The sequence below is a fragment of the Streptomyces sp. SAI-135 genome (assembly GCF_029893805.1).
Taxonomy (GTDB): Bacteria; Actinomycetota; Actinomycetes; order Streptomycetales; family Streptomycetaceae; genus Streptomyces.
In genome coordinates, this window is the sequence record NZ_JARXYP010000002.1 from 6,794,931 (window position 1) to 6,815,581 (window position 20,651).

Sequence of the window (20,651 nt, forward strand, 5' to 3'; positions counted from 1 at the left end):
TTGTCAGCCAGGGGGCGGAGGCGCGTCGGGCTGTTGCGCGGCCCGAATCGCGCTCTCGAAGATCCTGAACAACCGCCCTTCGTCGGTATCGGGCGGCAGGACTTCCTTCGCGCCACGGGAAGCCTCCCAATACCTGTTGAAGGCGGAGCTCTGCACCAGTGTTCCCGCTCGCGCGACCAGCTCGGCCTCCGTGATGCCGCCCCACTTGTAGACCAACAGGTAATGGCTGAAGGTCAAGTTGGCGAAGAGATTCTGCCGGAGGGTCTGTGGCGACTCACCCGGGTAGTCGTTCCAGACCTCGGCCAGGGCGGGATCGTCCATGGCCATCTGTGTCAGCTGGACATGGAGGGCCCGTAAGTCGGCCTCGGCGCTCCGGTGCAACTCATTGCGGGACGAGACGAGTTCCTCGCGTTGCAGGGCGAGTTCGTGACGCTGCATCCGCAGCTCACGCTGCTGGAGCAGAAGAGTGGCCACGAGCAGGAGCAGAGCCAGTCCGGAGAAGACCGCGCTGACCCCGCCGAAGTATTCCCCGAGAGAGCTGCGCTCCAGTGCCGTACGCCGGTCTCCGTTGGCTTCCTCGACACCACGGGCGAGCCAGCCGCTGACGACCACGGATGCGGCACCGACGGCACCGGTGACGACAACTGCCAGGGCACCCCACGCGGACGTGACGAGTATCGAACGCCATATGCGGTGATGCGCCGCCATCCGCGCCTCCCCCGAGAGCCTGCGACATCCTTCCCACGACGCGGAACGGGGAAACGGCGTTGCCGAGGCCTGTGCGCGGCGGATGCCCGCACCGGACTCCCGGTGCGGGCATCCCTCGGATCAGCTGTTGGGAATGAAGGCCTTGGCGTAGGCGAGGGTGTCACGGTCGACGACCACGACGATCTCGGAAGCGGCCAGCGCCCGCATCCCCGGGTAGTCCCTCCGGATCTTTGCGGTCTGCTCGGTACCGATCACCACGAATCGGCCGTCACGGAGCTCGAAGATGTCGGGACAGTGGGCGCCGCAGGTGCTGCCCCTCGACTGAGGGGGCAGACCGATGCGTCGCTTTATGTGGAGGCGTGAGGCGGACAGCCGACACGCGGCTTTGCGGCCCAGGTGGATGGTCATCCTGATCCCTTCGGAGCTGTGACCGGGTGAGGGGGAGTCCGGCTCGATGCCTCCGGCGAACGGTATGGGACTGACCGTTCGCCGGACGCGCTGCCGGTGATGAAGGGAGTCCCGGATGCTCACGCCTCCGGAATGTCGCCCTTGGCCCTGATGAGCGTGTCCCTGGTGATGACGACGATTCGTTCGTAAGGCGCTCGCGACGCGTCGGCGGGGAGTTCGCCGTCGAGTCGCTCCGTGACATCCGTGCCGATCACGGCGAAGCTTCCGTCGGCCAATTCGAAGATGTCAGGGCAGTTGCCCCCGCCCTGGCTTCCCCGAGCGCTTGGGGGTACACCGATCCGACGGATGATCTGACTCACTGTTGATTCCTCTGGTCTCACGTCTGAAGAGCTTGCGCACAACGACTGCGGGGTGGAGGCGGCCCCTGTGGGGTGCGTTCGCCAACCGGCGGCGTGAGCGACGACTTGTGGAGTCGCTCTACGCGATCGAGCGTGAGTCAACCCCAGCGACGTCTGGGACAACTGGGGACTTCATCCGTTCGTTATGGCCCGGGGGTGTGATTCGCGAGAGCCGGCCCTTCAGTCACCCGGTGAGTCCCCGACAACCCACCATTCGTCCCCATCGGCTTCATCCAGTTGCCGAAGCAACTCGTCAACCATCCGGCCGAGCTCGGCTTCGTCCGACTCCTCGGGGAGGGTTGCCCGCTGCCCTCTAGTGGCGTGCCAGTACTCCCTGACGACGGGATTCTGTATGAGACCGCGGATGAACCCGAAGAATTCGTCACGGCTGATGTTGCCGAGTCGGTAGGAGAGCAGCAGGTTCGTGTACAGCGCGTTCGCAAAGAGGTACTGGCGGCGTTTCTGCGGCGCCGCCGGCACCTCGAAAATGTCCAGGACCTCGGCCAGCTCAGGGCTGTCGATGGCCTTGCTCAGGAGTTCCCAGTGCAGGCGCTGTTGGCTGGCCAGATTTGTATGGCGCCGGCCGTTCGCGACCTGCTCCTCCAGGCGGTCGAGGCGCAGGTGCAGCGTGTGGAGCGTGCGCTGTTGTGCGGTCAGAGCGGCGAGCGCTCCTGTCACCAGACCGATGCCGGCTGCCAGAGGAGCGGCGAGCCCCCGTACTCCACGCTTCTGTGTGGCCATGTCATCCCCGATTCAAACGGCCGTCCGCCGGTCGTCGGGGTGCGGGTCGACTGATGGGGACCGGCGAGCGGTGGGCGGCGCTTGCCGTCTCCCAGGGTGCCGAGCGGCTCTGATCGGCGGGGGAGGCGGAGAGGAGGCGCACGGAGGGAAGTGAGGGTCGCACGAACCGGCGCCTTGCCCAACGTCTGCCCCGCAAGTGCTGCTAACAATCGTTCACTTCGAGCGGATTGTTCCGGCTCGTATCCTGGTCCGGCATTCACACCTCGTACGTGCGCCGGGACCGCGATCCGGTGTACGCAGCAGCGCGAAAGAGGTCGTACGTTGAGTCAGCCGAGCGGGAGCCCCCGGCAGATCCCGGTCGTCGTGCTCGCCGGATTCCTGGGGTCCGGCAAGACCACGCTCCTCAATCATCTCCTGCACCGCAGTGGCGGCAGCCGGATCGGAGCCGTCGTCAACGACTTCGGGGCCATCGAGATCGACGCCATGGCCGTCGCCGGCGCGCTCGGCGACTCCACCGTCTCGCTCGGGAACGGCTGCCTGTGCTGCGCCGTCGACGTCAGCGAGCTCGACGGGTACCTCGCCAAGCTCGCCCGTCCCGACGCCGGCATCGACGTCATCGTCATCGAGGCCAGCGGGCTCGCCGAGCCGCAGGAGCTCGTCCGCATGGTGCTCGCCAGCGAGGAGCCCGACATCGTCTACGGCGGTCTCGTCGAGGTCGTCGACGCCGCCGAGTTCGACGACACCCGCGCCAGGCACCCCGAGCTCGACCGGCATCTCGGCCTCGCCGACCTCGTCGTGGTCAACAAGCTCGACCGTGTGAGCCCCCAGGACGCCGAGCGCGTGCCGGCGGTCGTCCGGTCCCTCGTCGACCGCGCCGCCGTCGTCCCGGCCAGCTACGGCCGGATCGACCCCGAGTTCCTCTTCGACTGCCGCCCCGGCGAGGAGCGCATCGGACAGCTCTCCTTCGACGACCTGCACGACATCGACAGCCACGACAGTCACGACGGCCAAGACGACCGCGACCAGGCTCACGCAGGGCACCTGCACTCCACCTACGACAGCCTGTCCTTCACCTCGGACACGCCGCTGGACCCCCGTCGGCTGATGGGCTTCCTCGACAGCCGGCCCGAAGGGCTGTACCGGATCAAGGGATACGTCGACTTCGGGCCGTACGACGTCCGCAACCGTTACGCCGTCCATGCCGTGGGGCGGTTCCTGCGGTTCTACCCGGAACCCTGGCCGCCCGGCCAGACCCCCCTCACCCAGCTCGTCCTCATCGGCTCCGGCATCGACACCTCCGCCCTCGCCAAGGAGCTGGAGGCGTGCAAGGCGGCACAGCGGGACGCCCCGCACGCCGACGAGGCCGGCATGTGGGGCGTCCTGCGGTACGTCCAGGGGACCGAGGAGGATCCCCAGGAGCCGGTCTAGACGGGGCCCGCCACCACCGACACCGTCTTCGCCAGGGACACGCCCGAGCCGTCGCGGCGCGGGTCGATCTCCGGGAGGTCGGCCGGGGTGCCGTTCTTCTGCGCGGCGCGGGCCGGGACGGCGCCCGCCCAGGCCAGGGACAGGCAGTCCTCGCCCTTGAGGAACCGCTGGCAGCGCACACCGCCCGTGGCGCGGCCCTTGCGCGGGTACTGGTCGAACGGGGTCAGCTTGGCCGTCGTCTGGACGGAGTCGTCGAGTGTGCCGCGCGAGCCCGCGACCGTGAAGACGACCGCGTCGGCCGCCGGGTCCACCGCGGTGAAGGAGATGACCTTCGCGCCCTCGGCGAGCTTGATGCCCGTCATGCCGCCCGCCGGCCGGCCCTGTGGACGGACCTGGGAAGCCTGGTAGCGCAGGAGCTGGGCGTCGTCGGTGATGAAGACCAGGTCCTCCTCGCCGGTGCGCAGTTCCACCGCGCCGACGACACGGTCGCCCTCCTTGAGCGTGATGACCTCCAACTCGTCCTTGTTGGACGGATAGTCGGGGACCACACGCTTGACGACGCCCTGTTCGGTGCCGAGTGCCAGACCGGGCGAGGACTCGTCCAGCGTGGTCAGGCAGACCAGCGTCTCCCCGTCCTCCAGGGAGACGAACTCCGCCAGCGGGGCGCCGCCCGAGAGGTTCGCGGCCGCCTCCGGGAGCTGCGGCAGGTCGATGACGTTGATCCGCAGCAGGCGGCCCGACGAGGTCACCGCGCCGACCTCGCCCCGCGCGGTGGCCGGCACCGCCGAGACGATGACGTCGTGCTTGGCGCGCTTGCCGCCGGGCTCCTCCGGGAACGGCTCGCCGTTCGCCGTACGGGCCAGCAGTCCCGTCGAGGACAGCAGCACCCGGCACGGGTCGTCCGCCACCTGGAGCGGAACGGCGGCCACGGGGGCCGTCGCCCCGGCCTCCAGCAGGACCGTGCGCCGCTCGGTGCCGTACTTCTTGGCGACCGCGGCCAGCTCGCCGGAGACCAGCTTGCGCAGCTCGGCGTCCGACTCCAGGATCCGGGTCAGCTCCGCGATCTCCGCGTTGAGGCGGTCCTTCTCCGACTCCAGCTCGATGCGGTCGAACCGGGTCAGGCGACGCAGGGGCGTGTCCAGGATGTACTGCGTCTGGATCTCGCTCAGCGAGAAGCGCTCGATCAGGCGCTCCTTCGCCTGCGCGGAGTTGTCGCTGGAGCGGATGATGCGGATGACCTCGTCGATGTCGACCAGGGCGGTGAGCAGGCCCTCGACCAGGTGCAGCCGGTCGCGCCGCTTGGTGCGCCGGAACTCGCTGCGCCGGCGCACCACCTCGAAGCGATGGTCGAGGTAGACCTCCAGGAGTTCCTTGAGGCCGAGCGTGAGGGGCTGCCCGTCCACCAGCGCCACGTTGTTGACGCCGAAGGACTCCTCCATGGGCGTCAGCTTGTAGAGCTGCTCCAGGACCGCCTCCGGCACGAAGCCGTTCTTGATCTCGATGACCAGCCGCAGGCCGTGCTCGCGGTCGGTGAGGTCCTTGACGTCGGCGATGCCCTGGAGCTTCTTCGCACCGACCAGGTCCTTGATCTTGGCGATCACCTTCTCCGGGCCGACCGTGAAGGGCAGCTCGGTGACGACCAGGCCCTTGCGGCGGGCCGTCACCGTCTCCACCGACACCGTGGCGCGGATCTTGAAGGTGCCGCGGCCCGTCTCGTAGGCGTCCCGGATGCCGGAGAGACCGACGATCCGGCCGCCGGTGGGCAGGTCGGGGCCCGGGATGTGCTTCATCAGGGCGTCCAGATCCGCGTTCGGGTAGCGGATCAGGTGGCGGGCGGCCGCGATGACCTCGGTGAGGTTGTGCGGCGCCATGTTGGTGGCCATGCCGACCGCGATGCCCGAGGCGCCGTTCACCAGGAGGTTGGGGAAGGCGGCGGGCAGCGCGCCCGGCTCCTGCTCCTGGCCGTCGTAGTTCGGGGCGAAGTCGACCGTGTCCTCGTCGATGGACTCCGTCATCAGGGTCGCGGCCTCGGCCGCGCGGCACTCGGTGTACCGCATGGCGGCCGGCGGGTCGTCGTTGCCCAGCGAGCCGAAGTTGCCGTGGCCGTCGATCAGCGGCACGCTCATCGAGAAGGGCTGGGCCATGCGCACGAGGGCGTCGTAGATCGACGCGTCGCCGTGCGGGTGCAGCTTGCCCATGACCTCGCCGACCACGCGGGCGCACTTCACATAGCCGCGGTCGGGGCGCAGGCCCATCTCGTTCATCTGGTAGACGATGCGCCGGTGCACCGGCTTGAGACCGTCGCGGGCGTCGGGGAGCGCGCGGGAGTAGATGACCGAGTACGCGTACTCGAGGTACGAGCCCTTCATCTCGTCCACGACGTCGATGTCGAGGATCCGCTCCTCGTACGAGTCGTCGGGCGGCGGGGTCTTCGTGCTGCGGCGGGCCATCGCTGCCGGCTCCTCTTTTCTGGTCGCTCGCCTACGGGTCGCTCACATCGGCCCTTTGGCTCACTCTTGCTGAAGCGTGAACGGAGTCTGACGCGGACCATTGTGGACCGCGGCACTGACAGTCCGGGCAGGGCCCGGCCGAGCCGCCCGGCCCGGGGACCGCACAGCGCCTCCCTCACGGTTGCCCGCAGGCTACGCGATCCGCTGTGGGCGTACGCGCCCCGGGAACTTCACCGAGGGTCCGCACGCTTGCATACAGTGGCAGGACCGGCAGGAAAACAGCTCCACGAACCGCGGTTTCCACGACCGCGACGGCGATCGAAGGGACGTACATGCCCATGGGTCACACGGCCACAGACCAGGCAGGCACCGGGGGCCTGACAGCGACCGAGCACCGCCTGGCCAACGGCCTGCGCGTGGTGCTCTCCGAGGACCACCTGACCCCGGTCGCGGCGGTGTGCCTCTGGTACGACGTCGGTTCGCGCCACGAGGTCAAGGGGCGTACCGGCCTGGCTCACCTTTTCGAGCACCTGATGTTCCAGGGCTCGAAGCAGGTGCACGGCAACGGGCACTTCGAGCTCGTCCAGGGCGCCGGCGGTTCGCTCAACGGCACCACCAGCTTCGAGCGCACCAACTACTTCGAGACCATGCCGACCCATCAGCTGGAGCTCGCGCTGTGGCTGGAGGCCGACCGCATGGGCTCCCTGCTGGCCGCCCTCGACGACGAGTCGATGGAGAACCAGCGCGACGTCGTCAAGAACGAGCGCAGGCAGCGCTACGACAACGTCCCCTACGGCACCGCGTTCGAGAAGCTGACCGCGCTCGCCTACCCGGAGGGCCATCCCTACCACCACACCCCGATCGGTTCGATGGCCGATCTGGACGCGGCCACCCTGGAGGACGCGCGCGCGTTCTTCCGCACCTACTACGCGCCCAACAACGCCGTCCTGTCGGTCGTCGGCGACATCGACCCGGAGCAGACGCTCGCCTGGATCGAGAAGTACTTCGGCTCCATCCCCTCGCACGACGGCAAGCCCGCGCCCCGCGACGGCTCCCTGCCCGAGATCATCGGCGAGCAGTTGCGCGAGGTCGTCGAGGAGGAGGTCCCCGCGCGCGCGTTGATGGCCGCCTACCGGCTGCCGCACGACGGCACCCGCGAGGCGGACGCGGCCGACCTGGCCCTCACCGTCCTCGGCGGCGGTGAGTCCTCCCGCCTCTACAACCGGCTGGTACGACGTGACCGTACGGCCGTCGCGGCCGGCTTCGGACTGCTGCGCCTGGCCGGTGCGCCCTCCCTGGGCTGGCTCGACGTGAAGACCTCCGGCGATGTCGAGGTGCCGGTCATCGAGGCCGCCATCGACGAGGAGCTCGCGCGGTTCGCCGCGGAGGGCCCCACCGCCGAGGAAATGGAGCGCGCCCAGGCCCAGTTGGAGCGCGAGTGGCTGGACCGGCTCGGCACCGTCGCGGGCCGCGCCGACGAACTGTGCCGCTACGCCGTCCTGTTCGGCGACCCCCAGCTCGCCCTGACCGCCGTGCAGCGCGTCCTGGAGGTGAGCGCCGAGGACGTGCAGGAGGTCGCCAAGGCCAGGCTGCGCCCCGACAACCGCGCGGTGCTGGTCTACGAGCCGCTCACCCCGGCCGAGATCGCCGACAGCGCCGAGGACGCCGCCGAGGACCCGCAGGCCGCGGCAACCGTAGAAGCCACCGACGAGAACGAGGAGGCGGCCAAGTGACCGAGCTCGCCGCGATGGAATTCCACCCGCAGCCGCAGGCGGGCGAGCCCAAGGTCTGGGCCTTCCCCGCCCCCGAGCGCGCCACGCTCGACAACGGCCTGACCCTCCTGCGCTGCCACCGCCCCGGCCAGCAGGTCGTCGCCGTCGAGGTGCTCCTGGACGCGCCCCTGGACGCCGAACCGGCAGGACTGGACGGCGTCGCCACGATCATGGCGCGCGCCTTCTCCGAGGGCACCGACAAGCACTCCGCCGAGGAGTTCGCCGCCGAGCTGGAGCGCTGCGGCGCCACCCTCGACGCGCACGCCGACCACCCGGGCGTCCGCCTCAGCCTCGAAGTGCCCGCCTCCCGCCTCGCCAAGGCCCTCGGCCTGCTGGCCGACGCGCTCAGGGCGCCCGCGTTCGCGGACAGCGAGGTCGAGCGGCTCGTCCGCAACCGCCTCGACGAGATCCCGCACGAGCTGGCCAACCCGTCCCGGCGCGCCGCCAAGGAGCTCTCCAAGGAGCTCTTCCCGGCGGACTCGCGCATGTCGCGCCCGCGCCAGGGCACCGAGGACACGGTCGAGAACATCGACTCCGCGGCCGTACGCGCCTTCTACGAGAAGCATGTGCGCCCCGCCACCGCGACCGCCGTGGTCGTCGGCGACCTCACCGGCATCGATCTGGACGCGCTGCTCGCCGACACCCTCGGCTCCTGGACCGGTTCCCCGGCCCAGCCGCGCCCGGTGCCGCCGGTGACCGCCGACGACACCGGCCGCGTCGTCATCGTGGACCGCCCCGGTGCCGTCCAGACGCAGTTGCTCATCGGTCGCATCGGCGCCGACCGGCACGCACGCGTGTGGCCCGCGCAGGTGCTCGGCACCTACTGCCTCGGCGGCACCCTCACCTCCCGCCTGGACCGCGTCCTGCGCGAGGAGAAGGGCTACACCTACGGCGTACGGTCGTTCGGGCAGGTCCTCAGGTCCGCGCCGGACGGCTCGGGCGCCGCGATGCTCGCCATCAGCGGCTCGGTGGACACCCCGAACACCGGTCCCGCCCTGGACGACCTGTGGAAGGTGCTGAGCACGCTCGCCGAGGGCGGACTCACCGACGCCGAGCGCGACGTGGCCGTGCAGAACCTGGTCGGTGTGGCGCCGCTCAAGTACGAGACGGCGGCGGCCGTCGCGAGCACGCTGGCCGACCAGGTCGAGCAGCACCTGCCCGACGACTACCAGGCGACCCTGTACCAGCAGCTCGCCGCGACCGGCACCGTCGAGGCCACCGCGGCCGTCGTGAACGCCTTCCCGGTGGACCGGCTGGTGACGATCCTGGTCGGTGACGCGGCCGCCATCAAGGAGCCCGTCGAGGCCCTCGGCATCGGCGAGGTCAAGGTCGTGAGCGCCGAGTAGCCGAGCAACGGCACGCGCGTGGAGGGGCCCTGGTGACGACGGCGTCACCAGGGCCCTCTGATGTCCGAATTGGGTGAGAGGTTGCCTGTCTGCCCTGTGGGATGCGCTACAAACACCCTGATCCGTTTGGGTCTTGAAAGCCACCCCGCTTAGCGTCTTCCGGGCTGTCCGTCAGGCACTGCGCCGCGCCCGCGGCACCGGACAGTCATCGCCGAGTCCCCGTACGGCGCGAGCCAGGGGAGCCGGGGACCCACACCACGTCCCTGGGGTGAATCGGACGCCCGCGCCTTGCGAGGGGGTCCGTAGGAGACCTTCCTGCTCCGAACCCGTCAGCTAACCCGGTAGGCGAGAAGGAAGGAAAGGACCAGCCACCACATGGCGTTCACCTGCGCCACCGGGAAGCACCGTCGTCCCAGCCGCATGAAGCGCACCACCGCCCGCGCCGCGGGCGTCGCCGCCCTCGCCACCACCGGCGTCATCGGCACCATCGCCGCCCCGGCGCTCGCCGCCGAGAACTCCGTCGAGCAGACCGGCCTGATGCCCGTCGTCTCCGTCGGCACGGACTCCCTCGCGGCCCAGCTCGACGCCCAGGCCGAGGCCCAGGCGCAGGCCGCCGCGCAGAAGAAGGCGGCGGCGGAGGCCAAGCGGAAGGCCGAGGCGCGCGCCAAGGAGATACGCGAGGCCAAGGAGCGCGCCGCCCGTGAGGCCGAGCGCAAGCGCCTCAACGCCTTCGTCGCCCCGATCTCCGGCTCCTACATCTCCACCGGCTACAAGAGCAGCAGCTCCCTGTGGTCCTCCGGCAGCCACACCGGTGTCGACTTCCACGCCGCCACCGGCACCTCCGTGCACGCGGTCGGCCGCGGCACGGTCGTCGAGGCCGGCTGGGGCGGGTCGTACGGCAACAACATCGTGATCAGGATGGCCGACGGCACGTACACCCAGTACGGCCACCTGTCCTCCATCGGCGTCTCGGTCGGCCAGTCGGTCACCCCCGGCCAGCAGATCGGGCTGTCCGGCGCGACCGGCAACGTCACCGGACCGCACCTGCACTTCGAGGCGCGCACCACCCCCGAGTACGGCTCGGACATCGACCCCGTCGCCTACCTGCGCTCGCACGGCGTCAACGTCTGACGACCGCCCCGCGATCCGCGCGAGAACCCCGGCTCCCCGAGCCGGGGTTTCGTCGTTTCCGGCGCCCCGTTGTCCAAAAAATATCCCTGGATTCCGGTCCGCCGTCGGAAATTCCCGCTCATTGCAATAGAGTCACTGAACACACGTCAATCGGCGACGTTTCACGGGGATTAAGACGGAGGTCGGACATGCGTATTCCGGCGCACTCGGTATGCACGGCGATCCGGGACGACATCGTCGCCGGTGTCCACGAGCGCGGGAGCCGGCTCACCGAGGAACTGCTCGCCCGCCGCTACGGCGTCTCCCGTGTTCCCGTCCGCGAGGCCCTGCGCACCCTGGAGGCCGAGGGCTTCGTGGTGACACGGCGGCACGCGGGCGCGTGCGTGGCCGAACCGACCGAGGAGGAGGGCGCCGACCTCCTGGAGATGCGCATGCTCCTCGAACCGCTCGGCGCCTCCCGGGCCGCCCAGCGGCGCACCGAGGCCCATCTGAAGGTGTTGCGCGGCCTGGTCAGGCTGGGCCAGGAGCGGGCCAGGCGGGGCAACAGCGACGATCTGCGCTCCCTGGGGGGCTGGTTCCACGAGACGCTCGCGCAGGCCTCCGGCAGCCCCGCGCTGACCTCCCTGCTGACCCAGCTGCGGCACAAGATCGCCTGGATGTACGTCGTGGACGCGCCGGCCGATCCCGTGGAGTCCTGGGCGGAGCACGGCGCGATCGTGGACGCGGTGGCACGCGGGGACGGCGAACGCGCGCGGGCGATCACCGCGGTGCACACCGAGCGCTCGGGAGCCGCGCACCGGCTGCGGTTCGGCTCCGGGCAGGATCGCGCGGACCGTGTGAGGAGTTCGCAACATCCTGTAAACGTGACGGGTGTGCGGCATTAACACGGGCACCGTATACAAAGAGGGAGTAATTCCGGGGGCGTTATTTCCGCTGCCCTCGAAAGGGAAATGCGAAGGGCCCGCCCGATAATTCGGACGAGCCCCTCGGTGCTTTTCAGGGCACCCGCGCTCAGACGGTCTCGGGAAGCTCCTCGAGGCCCTCGGCGACCAGCTTCGCGAGCCGGTCGAGGGCGGCGTCCGCACCCTCGGCGTCGGAGGCGAGGACGATCTCCTCGCCGCCCTGGGCGCCCAGGCCGAGCACGGCCAGCATGGAGGCCGCGTTGACGGGGTTGCCGTCGGCCTTGGCGATCGTCACCGGGATACCTGCGGCCGTGGCGGCCCGGACGAAGATGGAAGCGGGGCGGGCGTGGAGACCCTCGGCCCAGCCGACGTTGACGCGGCGCTCAGCCATGTGATGCTGCCCTTCGGTGTTCAGGGTTGTCTAGACCAGTTTCCCACACGTGAAGCGTCTCCGGACAGGACCTGGTGTCCCTCCGGGGTGAGACAGTCGGACCGCGGCCTCGGCCCGACTTCCGTCCTTGTGCGTTCTCGCGCGTTCTCCACAGACTGCCTCGCGCCGTTGTCGTACGCGAGCCGTACTCTGGGGCCCATGCAGAGCGCGTCGGACCGGCACGAGTACCCCGCCCACTGGGAGGCCGACGTGGTGCTGCGCGACGGCGGCACCGCGCGCATCAGGCCCATCACCGTCGACGACGCCGATCGCCTGGTCAGCTTCTACGAGCAGGTCTCGGACGAGTCGAAGTACTACCGCTTCTTCGCGCCCTACCCACGCCTGTCCGCCAAGGACGTCCACCGCTTCACGCACCACGACTTTGTGGACCGGGTGGGACTCGCCGCCACCATCGGCGGCGAGTTCATCGCCACCGTACGCTACGACCGCATCGGCGCCGACGGCATGCCCGCCTCCGCCCCCGCCGACGAGGCCGAGGTCGCCTTCCTCGTGCAGGACGCCCACCAGGGGCGCGGCGTGGCCTCCGCCCTCCTCGAACACATCGGGGCCGTCGCCCGCGAGCGCGGCATCCGCCGCTTCGCCGCCGAGGTGCTGCCCGCCAACGTCAAGATGATCAAGGTGTTCACGGACGCCGGGTACACCCAGAAGCGCAGCTTCGAGGACGGCGTCGTCCGCCTGGAGTTCGACCTGGAGCCCACCGACCGCTCGCTCGCCGTGCAGTACGCGCGCGAGCAGCGCGCCGAGTCACGGTCCGTGCAGCGCCTTCTCACCCCCGGCTCTGTCGCCGTGGTCGGCGTCGGACGCGCCCCCGGCGGCGTGGGCCGCAGCGTGCTCGGCAACATCCGGGACTACGGCTTCAACGGCCGCCTGCACGCGGTGAACAAGGCGTTCCCCGAGCAGACGAAGGAGGTCGACGGCATCCCCGCGCACCGCTCGGTGCGCGACATCGACGGCCCCGTCGACCTCGCGGTCGTCGCCGTCCCCGCCGAGCAGGTCCCCGAGGTCGTCGCCGAGTGCGGGGCCCACGGCGTGCAGGGACTCGTCGTGCTGTCCGCCGGGTACGCCGAGAGCGGCCCCGAAGGACGCGAGCGCCAGCGTGAACTCGTGCGGCACGCACGCGCGTACGGCATGCGCATCATCGGCCCGAACGCCTTCGGCGTCATCAACACCTCGCCGGACGTCCGGCTCAACGCCTCACTGGCCCCCGAGACCCCCCGCCCCGGCAGGATCGGCCTGTTCGCCCAGTCCGGTGCCATCGGCATCGCCCTGCTCTCCCGGCTGCACCGGCGCGGCGGCGGCGTCACCGGCGTGACCGGCGTCTCCACCTTCGTCTCCTCCGGCAACCGCGCGGACGTCTCCGGCAACGACGTCCTCCAGTACTGGTACGACGACCCCGACACCGACGTCGTCCTCATGTACCTGGAGTCCATCGGCAACCCCCGCAAGTTCACCCGCCTCGCCCGGCGTACCGCGGCGGCGAAGCCCCTGGTCGTCGTGCAGGGCTCGGGAACCGCCCCGCAGGGCCACGCCGTCCGCGCCACGCGCCTGCCGCACGCCACCGTGTCCGCGCTGCTCCGGCAGGCCGGCGTGATCCGCGTGGACACCATCACCGAACTCGTGGACACCGGCCTCCTGCTGGCCCGCCAGCCGCTGCCCACCGGACCCAGGGTGGCGATCCTCGGCAACTCCGAGTCGCTCGGCCTGCTCACCTACGACGCGTGCGTGGCCGAGGGGCTCCGGCCGTCGACCCCGCTGGACCTGACCACCGCGGCCGCGCCGGAGGACTTCCACGCGGCTCTCGCGCGCGCCCTGGTCGACGACGCGTACGACGCGGTGATCGTGACGGCCATCCCCGCGGTCGGCGAGGGATCCGCCGGCGACGCAGCCCTCGCCGAGGCGCTCAGGTCCGCGGCGGAGCAGGTCCCCGGCAAGCCCGTCCTCGTGGTCCACGTCGAGCTCGGCGGCCTCGCGGAGGCCCTCTCGGCCGCGACCAGCACCGCGCCCCAGGCCGCCGCGGGCCCGCCGAGGATCCGCGCCGACCACCCGTTCCGCGCCCTCGACCGGCTGCGCTCCCCGCAGGCCCCCGCGGAACCGGCCGCCCCCGGGAACAGCGACCGCCTCATCCCCGCCTACCCGGCCGCCGAGCGCGCGGTGCGGGCCCTGGCCGACGTCGTGCAGTACGCCCAGTGGCGCCGGGAGGCCGCCGAACCCGGCAGGGTGCCCGAGTACGAGGACATCGACGAGAAGGGCGCCGCCTCCCTCATCGACGGCCTGCTCACGCGCGGGCAGGGCCTCACCCTCGGCACCGAGGAGACCTGCGAGCTGCTCGCCAAGTACGGCGTCCGGGCCCACCGCGCCCTGCCCGCCGCCACCGCCGACGCCGCCGTCCGGGCCGCCGCCACCCTGGGCTACCCGGTCGCCCTCAAGGCCACCGCCCCGCACCTGCGCCACCGCGCCGACCTCGGCGGCGTACGCCTCGACCTCGCGGACGAGGAGCAGCTGCGGCGGGCGTACACCGAGCTGACCGAGCTGTTCGGCACGCCCGACGAACTGCGTCCCGTGGTGCAGGGGATGGCACCGCGCGGGGTGGACACCGTGATCCGGGCCGTCATCGACCCAGCCGCCGGCGCCGTGCTGTCCTTCGGACTGGCCGGGGCCGCCTCGCAGCTGCTCGGCGACACCAGTCACCGGCTGATTCCGGTCACCGACCGGGAGGCCTCGAGCCTGGTCCGCTCCATCCGGACGGCTCCGCTCCTGTTCGGCTGGCGCGGTTCCACCCCGGTCGACACCCCCGCGCTGGAGGAGCTCCTGCTGCGGGTGTCCCGGCTGGTCGACGACCATCCCGAGGTCGTCGCGGTCACCCTGGAGCCGGTCGTCGTCGCCCCGCGCGGCCTGAGCGTCCTCGGCGCCTCCGTACGGCTCGCGCCGCCGCCCGCCCGCGACGACCTCGGCCCGCGGACGCTGCCCGCGTACTGAGCGGCGGCGATCGGTGCCTCGCAGTCAGCGCGCCCCCGTAGGATGGACGTCATGGCCAAGACCAGTACGACGACCCAGGGGCTGCGTGCGGCGATCGAACGCAGCGGCTACTACCCGGCCCTCGTGGCCGAGGCGGTGGAGGCCGCCGTGGGCGGCGAGCCCATCCGGTCGTACCTGGTCCACCAGGAGACGACGTTCGACCAGAACGAGGTGCGGCGGCACGTGACCGTGCTCGTCCTCACCGGCAACCGCTTCATCGTGAGCCACACCGACGAACAGGCCGCCGACAGCACGTCCCCGACGCCGTACGCCACCACCTCCACGGAGTCCGTGAAGCTCGGCCGGATCTCGTCGGTCGTGGTCAGCCGGGTCGTCGCCAACCCGGAGCAGTACCAGCCGGGCACCCTGCCGCGCGAGGTCGTGCTGACCATCGGCTGGGGCGCCGTCTCCCGCATCGACCTGGAGCCCGCCGCCTGCGGCGACCCCAACTGCGAGGCGGACCACGGCTACACCGGCAGTTCCACGGCGGACGACCTCAGCCTGCGCGTCAGCGAGGCGGGGGACGGCCCGGACACCGTGCGCCAGGCGCTGGTCTTCGCCCAGGCCATCTCCGAGGCGACCGCGGACGTACCCCGCTGATGGTGCAGCCCGCCGCCTGGGACCACCCGGAACCTTTGGCCCTCGACACCGCGCCCGTCCCCGAGTACGGCAGCGGCTCCCTCGCCGACCTGCTGCCCACCCTGGCCGCCGGCATGGCGGTACCGGACATGACCGCCACGATCCAGGAGCTCACGCCCGCCGCCCGGAACTGCGTCTTCCTGATCGACGGGCTCGGCTGGGAGCAGCTGAAGGCGCACCCGGACGAGGCGCCCTTCATGACCTCCCTGCTGGCCAGTTCGCGCGGCGGCACCGGCCGCCCCCTGACCACCGGCTACCCGGCGACCACCGCGACCTCCCTCGCCTCCGTCGGCACCGGCCGCCCGCCCGGCGCCCACGGCCTGCCGGGCTACACCGTGCGCAACCCCGCCACCGGCGAGCTGATGAACCAGCTCCGCTGGCAGCCCTGGACCAAGCCGCAGGCCTGGCAGCCCTACCCGACGGTCTTCCAGCTCGCCGACCGGGCCGGGGTGCACGCCGCCCAGGTCTCCTCGCCCACCTTCCAGAACACCCCGCTGACCAAGGTCGCGCTCAGCGGCGGAACGTTCCACGGGCGGCTGTCCGGCGAGGAGCGCGTGGACCTCGCGGCCGAACAACTGGCCGCCGCCGACCGCTCGCTGGTCTACACGTACTACGCCGAGGTGGACGGCGCCGGCCACCGCTTCGGCGTCGACTCCGACACCTGGCGCGGACAGCTCATGTACGTCGACCGCCTGGTCCAGCGGCTCGCCGAGCAACTGCCGCCGAACAGCGCGCTGTACGTCACCGCCGACCACGGCATGGTCGACATCCCCTTCGACGAGCAGCACCGCATCGACTTCGACGAGGACTGGGAACTGCGTGCCGGGGTCGCCCTGCTGGGCGGCGAGGGCCGGGCCCGCCATGTCTACGCGGTGCCGGGCGCCGCGGGCGACGTGCTGACCTGCTGGCGCGAGGTCCTCGGCGAGCAGTTCTGGGTCGCCTCCCGGGACGAGGCCGTCGCGGCGGGCTGGTTCGGACCGCCGGACCAGTTCGACGAGCGGGTGTACGACCGGATCGGGGACGTGGTCGCCGCCGCCCGCGACGACGTCCTGCTCATCGCGTCCGAGCGGGAGCCGAAGGAGTCGGCGATGGTCGGCAACCACGGCTCCATGACCCCCGCCGAGCAACTGGTCCCGCTGCTCGAAGTACGCTCCTGAAGCCGACCCGGCCGCCTGACCCACAGAACCGAAAGGTGCTCGACCTCCCATGCCCGAGCTGGTGTTCTTCTCCGGAACCATGGACTGCGGGAAGTCCACGCTGGCTCTCCAGATCGAGCACAACCGTTCGGCACGCGGCCTGACGGGCATGATCTTCACCCGGGACGACCGGGCCGGCGAGGGCAAGCTGTCCTCGCGGCTCGGCCTGGTCACGGACGCGGTCGAGGTCGAGGACGGCCAGGACCTGTACGCCTACCTCGTCGACCACCTCTCCCGCGGCGGCCGCGCGGACTACGTGATCGCGGACGAGGCGCAGTTCCTCGTGCCGGAGCAGATCGACCAACTCGCCCGGATCGTCGACGACCTGGACCTCGACGTGTACGCCTTCGGCATCACCACCGACTTCCGCTCCAAGCTGTTCCCCGGCTCCCAGCGCCTGGTGGAACTGGCCGACCGGGTCGAGGTCCTCCAGGTCGAGGCCCTGTGCTGGTGCGGTGCCCGGGCCACGCACAACGCCCGTACCGTCAACGGCGAGATGGTCGTCGAGGGCGCCCAGGTGGTCGTCGGTGACGTCAACCAGGCCGACGACATCGGCTACGAGGTCCTGTGCCGCCGGCACCACCGCCGCCGTATGACCGCGGGCACGGCACGCGCGGCCGCGCTCTCCCCGGACGTCCTGCCGGTCCCGTCGGCCGGGGCGGGCTTCTGAGCCGAGGCCGTCAGGGCCTCAGCGCGGATTCTCGATCAACGAGAAGCGCGCCCCTTCCGGATCCGCCACCGTGGCCACCCGGCCGTGCGGGCTGTCGTGCGGCGGGCGCAGCACATGGCCGCCCAGTTCGACGAGGAGACGGGTGGCGGCGGTCGCGTCGGCCACCTCGAAGTACGTCATCCAGTGCGGCCCCCGGTCGCGGGGGAGGGCATGGCCGACGCCATGGAGGCCGGCCACGGGGCGGCCGGCGGCGTGCAGGGTGACGTAGTCGAAGTCGGCGGAGACGACCGGCTCCCCCTCCAGGCCGAACACCGTCTCGTAGAACTTGGTGACGCTGACCGTCTCGAAGGTGAGCAGCTCGTGCCAGGCCGGGGTGCCCGGCACGCCGGCGACGGAGATGCCGAGGTGGGCGGCCGCCTGCCAGACGCCGAAGACGGCGCCCGACGGGTCGGAGCCGATCACCAGCCGCCCGGCGTCGCCGGCGTCCAGCGGGCCCACGCCCACCGTGCCGCCGCACAGCCGTACCGACTCGGCCGTCAGGTCGATGTCGCCCGAGGCGAGGTAGGGCGTCCAGGCGACCGGAAGTTGGCGGTCCGGCGGCAGCTGGCCGATCCCGGCGACCTCCTGGCCGCCCAGCAGGGCCCGGACATAGGGTCCGAGCTGCTGCGGGCCCGGCACGAACTCCCAGCCGAACAGCGAACCGTAGAACTCCTCGGTCGCGGCCATCCCGTGCACCATCAGACTCACCCAGCAGGGCGTACCGGGCGTGTGCCGAGCGGGCGGGGCGGCCGACCCCCTTGCCTCGGTCATCGTCACTCTCTCCTCGGCCCCTCGCGGTGGCCGTGTCGTGTCCGCGGTCCGGACCTCCGTGCCGATGCTCGCACCCCCGCGGCCCCGCGCGCTCCGGGCGCGCCGCCACGCGGCCTCCCGTCCAGGGGAGGGTGCCTCACGCGCGCGTGCCTGGCCGCTGCCACGCGATGGCCGACGGATGTCGATCGGCGGTACAGCATGTGCCCGTTCCCGTACGCCTGGTGACCGGGCCTGTCCGGCGGAGCAGAGTAGCCGGACCTGGACGACGCGGCCACCCCGTGCGCGAGGATGGTGGCCATGAACGCCATCATCTCCGCATCCGAACTCGCGAGCGACCTGGCCGGCCCCAACCCGCCCGTCCTGCTCGACGTCCGCTGGCAGCTGAGCGTGGCCAAGGCGGCGGGCGAGCCGCCCTTCGACGGCCGGGGCGCGTACGCGGCCGGGCACATCCCGGGCGCCGTCTACGTGGACCTGGACCGGGAGTTGGCCGGCCCGGCCGGAACCGGTGGCCGGCACCCGCTGCCCGACCTCGCGGAGTTCGGCGCCGCGATGCGCCGGGCGGGCGTCTCCTCGAACACACCGGTGGTCGTGTACGACGGCGGACAGGGCTGGGCGGCCGCCCGCGCGTGGTGGCTGCTGCGCTGGACGGGTCACCCGGACGTGCGAGTCCTCGACGGCGGGTTGCCGTCCTGGCAGGGGCCGTTGCAGTCCTCGGTGCCGGGTCCCGCCCTCGCCGAGGGCGACTTCGTGCCGGTGCCCGCGGCGGCCGGTCTGCTCGACGCCGACGCGGCCGCGGCGCTGGCCCGCTCGGGCGTGCTGCTGGACGCGCGCGCGGGGGAGCGGTACCGCGGCGAGGTGGAGCCGATCGACCGCGTCGGCGGTCACATCCCGGGCGCCCGCTCCGCGCCCACCACGGACAACGTCGGCCCGGACGGCCGCTTCCTGCCCGCGGAGGAGCTCGGCGCCCGCTTCAAGGCCCTCGGTGCCACCGAGGACACCGAGGTCGGCGTCTACTGCGGATCCGGCGTCTCCGGAGCCCACGAGGTCCTGGCCCTGGCGGTCGCGGGTATCCCGGCCGCGCTGTACGTCGGTTCCTGGTCGGAGTGGTCCTCGGACCCGGAGCGGCCGGTCGCCGTGGGCCCCGATCCTCAGTAGGCGGACAGCGCAAGGGCCCGCCTCTGTCCGAGGCGGGCCCTCACAGCCGTAGAACCGGCTACTCCTGCTTCTTGCGACGGGTGCCGAACACGATCTCGTCCCAGCTCGGGACCGCCGCTCTGCGGCCCGGGCGGACGCCGTCGGCCTCGGCCTGGCGGTCGGTCGCGCCGATGAGGCGGTCGCGGTGGCTGGCCACCGAACGCGGCATGAGGACGTCCGCGTAGGCGGAACCGGCCGAGGCCGCGGGAGCCGGCGGCTCCTCCACCTCGGGCTCCTCCTCCAGGGCGGGCGGTTCCTCGATGCTCGCCGTCTCGGAGGGCCGCTCCGGTACGACCATGTCGCCCCGGAAACTGGGTACGGCCTCCAACAGGCTCGTCAGCGAGTCCCGTTCACCGGCGGCCTCCTCGGCGGGCTCCGCCGGGGGCAGGCTCGGCCGGTCGAGGGCGCGGTCCAGCGGACGGTCGCGCGGCAGCCGTGCGATACGCGGCACGAACGGGAAGCTGGGCTCCGGCGCGCCGAGGTCCTCGGACTCGCCGATCAGCGAGCGTGCCTCCTCGTCGACGGCCTGGACCAGCCGCCGGGGCGGGTCGTAGGTCCAGCTTGCCGAGTGCGGTTCGCCCGCGACGCAGTAGACCAGCAGGACCTCCCAGGTGCCGTCGTCACGACGCCACGAGTCCCACTGGACGCTGTCCTTCTCGGCCCCGCGCAGCAACAGCCGCTCCTGCACGGCCTCGCCGAGCTGCGGCCCGGCGTTCTCGCCGGGCCGGCGGACCGGGGTCTTGCGGGCCCGTTCGGCCATGAAGGCGCGCTCGGCGAGCACGGGGCCCTCGAAGCGCCGCACACGGTCTACGGGGATGCCTGCGAGCTGGGCTACCTCTTCCGCGGTGGCACCGGCGCGTATACGCGCCTGGATGTCGCGGGGACGGAGATGGCTTTCGACCTCGATCTCGATCTGACCGAGGCGGGGACGGTCGCCGCGCACCGCTGCGCGCAGCCGCTCGTCGATCGGAAGCGTGTACTCCGTTGAGTCGGCAGCCTTCAGCACCAGCCGTGTGCCGTCATTGGAGACGGCCACGACACGCAGTTCGGGCATGGGGACCTCCCGGGTGGTGCCTGCCGACGTCACGTGCGTCGCTGCTTCCGCTAGTCGAGTGTGGCCTGCCCGGGTGCAGCCTGCCACAACCTTGCCGAGTTGCCCGGCGTGTCGGGCACGGGCCCTGGATCGCCGTTATGGCACGGTTACCTATTCGCAACGCTAAGTGACCAACTCCGTCACCCTGTGCAACTAGCCCCCTCCCGGCCGCCCTTGAAGGCCACGGACGCCCTGGCGGGAGACCGGACCCAGGGCTCGCAACAGTACTCCATTTGGGCCACGTGCGTGGATTGGCGCGCCACTCAACTTCGTTCAAGAAACGCTGCCCGGCCCTTCGT

The 20,651-nt window shown here is 71.4% G+C and carries 18 protein-coding genes and 1 riboswitch; of the genes, 10 read left to right on the plus strand and 8 right to left on the minus strand.

Annotation, left to right across the window (positions count from 1 at the left end; genetic code table 11):
• Positions 1–3 precede the first annotated feature (3 nt).
• From M2163_RS35265 to M2163_RS35280, 4 genes are all read right to left on the minus strand, one after another.
• Positions 4–708, minus strand: a complete 705-nt coding sequence (locus tag M2163_RS35265; RefSeq protein WP_280848876.1) for a DUF6082 family protein — start codon at positions 706–708, stop codon at positions 4–6.
• Positions 709–828: 120 nt separating this feature from the next.
• Positions 829–1,116, minus strand: coding sequence for a hypothetical protein (locus M2163_RS35270; RefSeq protein ID WP_280848875.1), 288 nt, complete (start codon positions 1,114–1,116; stop codon positions 829–831).
• A gap of 119 nt (positions 1,117–1,235) precedes the next feature.
• A complete protein-coding gene (locus tag M2163_RS35275) occupies positions 1,236–1,475 on the minus strand; it encodes a hypothetical protein (RefSeq protein ID WP_280848874.1) in 240 nt (79 codons plus the stop codon).
• A gap of 219 nt (positions 1,476–1,694) precedes the next feature.
• Positions 1,695–2,255, minus strand: coding sequence for a DUF6082 family protein (locus M2163_RS35280; RefSeq protein WP_280848872.1), 561 nt, complete (start codon positions 2,253–2,255; stop codon positions 1,695–1,697).
• Positions 2,256–2,576: 321 nt separating this feature from the next.
• On the opposite strand from M2163_RS35280, the gene M2163_RS35285 reads away from it, so the two are divergent.
• The gene (locus tag M2163_RS35285; protein ID WP_280895984.1) at positions 2,577–3,683 is read left to right on the plus strand and encodes a GTP-binding protein; all 1,107 of its coding nucleotides are present in this window, start codon (positions 2,577–2,579) and stop codon (positions 3,681–3,683) included.
• Here the strand turns inward: M2163_RS35285 and M2163_RS35290 are convergent.
• Positions 3,680–6,133: a DNA topoisomerase IV subunit A gene (locus M2163_RS35290; protein WP_280848870.1), complete on the minus strand. Its 2,454-nt coding sequence runs from the start codon at positions 6,131–6,133 to the stop codon at positions 3,680–3,682. The genes M2163_RS35285 and M2163_RS35290 overlap by 4 nt on opposite strands.
• A 338-nt stretch (positions 6,134–6,471) precedes the next feature.
• Here M2163_RS35290 and M2163_RS35295 point away from each other — a divergent pair, with 338 nt between their 5' ends.
• From M2163_RS35295 to M2163_RS35310, 4 genes are all read left to right on the plus strand, one after another.
• Complete coding sequence (locus M2163_RS35295) at positions 6,472–7,866, plus strand: pitrilysin family protein (RefSeq protein WP_280854070.1); 1,395 nt, start codon at positions 6,472–6,474, stop codon at positions 7,864–7,866.
• On the plus strand, positions 7,863–9,251 hold the full coding sequence (locus M2163_RS35300) for a pitrilysin family protein (protein ID WP_280895985.1): 1,389 nt from the start codon (positions 7,863–7,865) through the stop codon (positions 9,249–9,251). Before M2163_RS35295 ends, M2163_RS35300 begins: the two co-directional genes overlap by 4 nt.
• A 199-nt stretch (positions 9,252–9,450) precedes the next feature.
• Positions 9,451–9,614: riboswitch (cyclic di-AMP (ydaO/yuaA leader) on the plus strand.
• Positions 9,615–9,626: 12 nt separating this feature from the next.
• A complete protein-coding gene (locus tag M2163_RS35305; RefSeq protein WP_280848868.1) occupies positions 9,627–10,382 on the plus strand; it encodes a M23 family metallopeptidase in 756 nt (251 codons plus the stop codon).
• 188 nt (positions 10,383–10,570) lie between these two features.
• Positions 10,571–11,266, plus strand: a complete 696-nt coding sequence (locus M2163_RS35310) for a GntR family transcriptional regulator (protein WP_280895986.1) — start codon at positions 10,571–10,573, stop codon at positions 11,264–11,266.
• 127 nt (positions 11,267–11,393) lie between these two features.
• On the opposite strand, the gene M2163_RS35315 is transcribed toward M2163_RS35310, so the two are convergent.
• Complete coding sequence (locus tag M2163_RS35315; protein WP_007385204.1) at positions 11,394–11,675, minus strand: HPr family phosphocarrier protein; 282 nt, start codon at positions 11,673–11,675, stop codon at positions 11,394–11,396.
• Between the two features lie 198 nt (positions 11,676–11,873).
• On the opposite strand from M2163_RS35315, the gene M2163_RS35320 reads away from it, so the two are divergent.
• Genes M2163_RS35320 through M2163_RS35335 form a run of 4 tightly spaced genes read left to right on the plus strand, consistent with a single transcriptional unit; the run spans position 11,874 to position 17,255 of the window.
• Positions 11,874–14,711: a bifunctional GNAT family N-acetyltransferase/acetate--CoA ligase family protein gene (locus M2163_RS35320; RefSeq protein ID WP_280895987.1), complete on the plus strand. Its 2,838-nt coding sequence runs from the start codon at positions 11,874–11,876 to the stop codon at positions 14,709–14,711.
• Between the two features lie 51 nt (positions 14,712–14,762).
• Positions 14,763–15,350 carry a DUF5998 family protein gene (locus tag M2163_RS35325; protein ID WP_280848865.1) on the plus strand — a complete coding sequence of 196 codons (588 nt, stop codon included), beginning with the start codon at positions 14,763–14,765 and terminating at the stop codon, positions 15,348–15,350.
• Positions 15,350–16,546, plus strand: a complete 1,197-nt coding sequence (locus M2163_RS35330) for a nucleotide pyrophosphatase/phosphodiesterase family protein (RefSeq protein ID WP_280895988.1) — start codon at positions 15,350–15,352, stop codon at positions 16,544–16,546. Before M2163_RS35325 ends, M2163_RS35330 begins: the two co-directional genes overlap by 1 nt.
• A 49-nt stretch (positions 16,547–16,595) precedes the next feature.
• On the plus strand, positions 16,596–17,255 hold the full coding sequence (locus M2163_RS35335) for a thymidine kinase (RefSeq protein ID WP_280848863.1): 660 nt from the start codon (positions 16,596–16,598) through the stop codon (positions 17,253–17,255).
• Between the two features lie 18 nt (positions 17,256–17,273).
• Here the strand turns inward: M2163_RS35335 and M2163_RS35340 are convergent, their stop codons facing one another.
• Complete coding sequence (locus M2163_RS35340) at positions 17,274–18,065, minus strand: VOC family protein (protein ID WP_280848862.1); 792 nt, start codon at positions 18,063–18,065, stop codon at positions 17,274–17,276.
• Positions 18,066–18,362: 297 nt separating this feature from the next.
• Between M2163_RS35340 and M2163_RS35345 the strand changes: the two genes are divergently transcribed.
• Positions 18,363–19,220, plus strand: coding sequence for a sulfurtransferase (locus tag M2163_RS35345; protein WP_280895989.1), 858 nt, complete (start codon positions 18,363–18,365; stop codon positions 19,218–19,220).
• Positions 19,221–19,278: 58 nt separating this feature from the next.
• Here M2163_RS35345 and sepH read toward each other — a convergent pair whose 3' ends face one another.
• On the minus strand, positions 19,279–20,313 hold the full coding sequence (gene sepH, locus M2163_RS35350; RefSeq protein ID WP_280895990.1) for a septation protein SepH: 1,035 nt from the start codon (positions 20,311–20,313) through the stop codon (positions 19,279–19,281).
• Between the last annotated feature and the right edge of the window lie 338 nt (positions 20,314–20,651).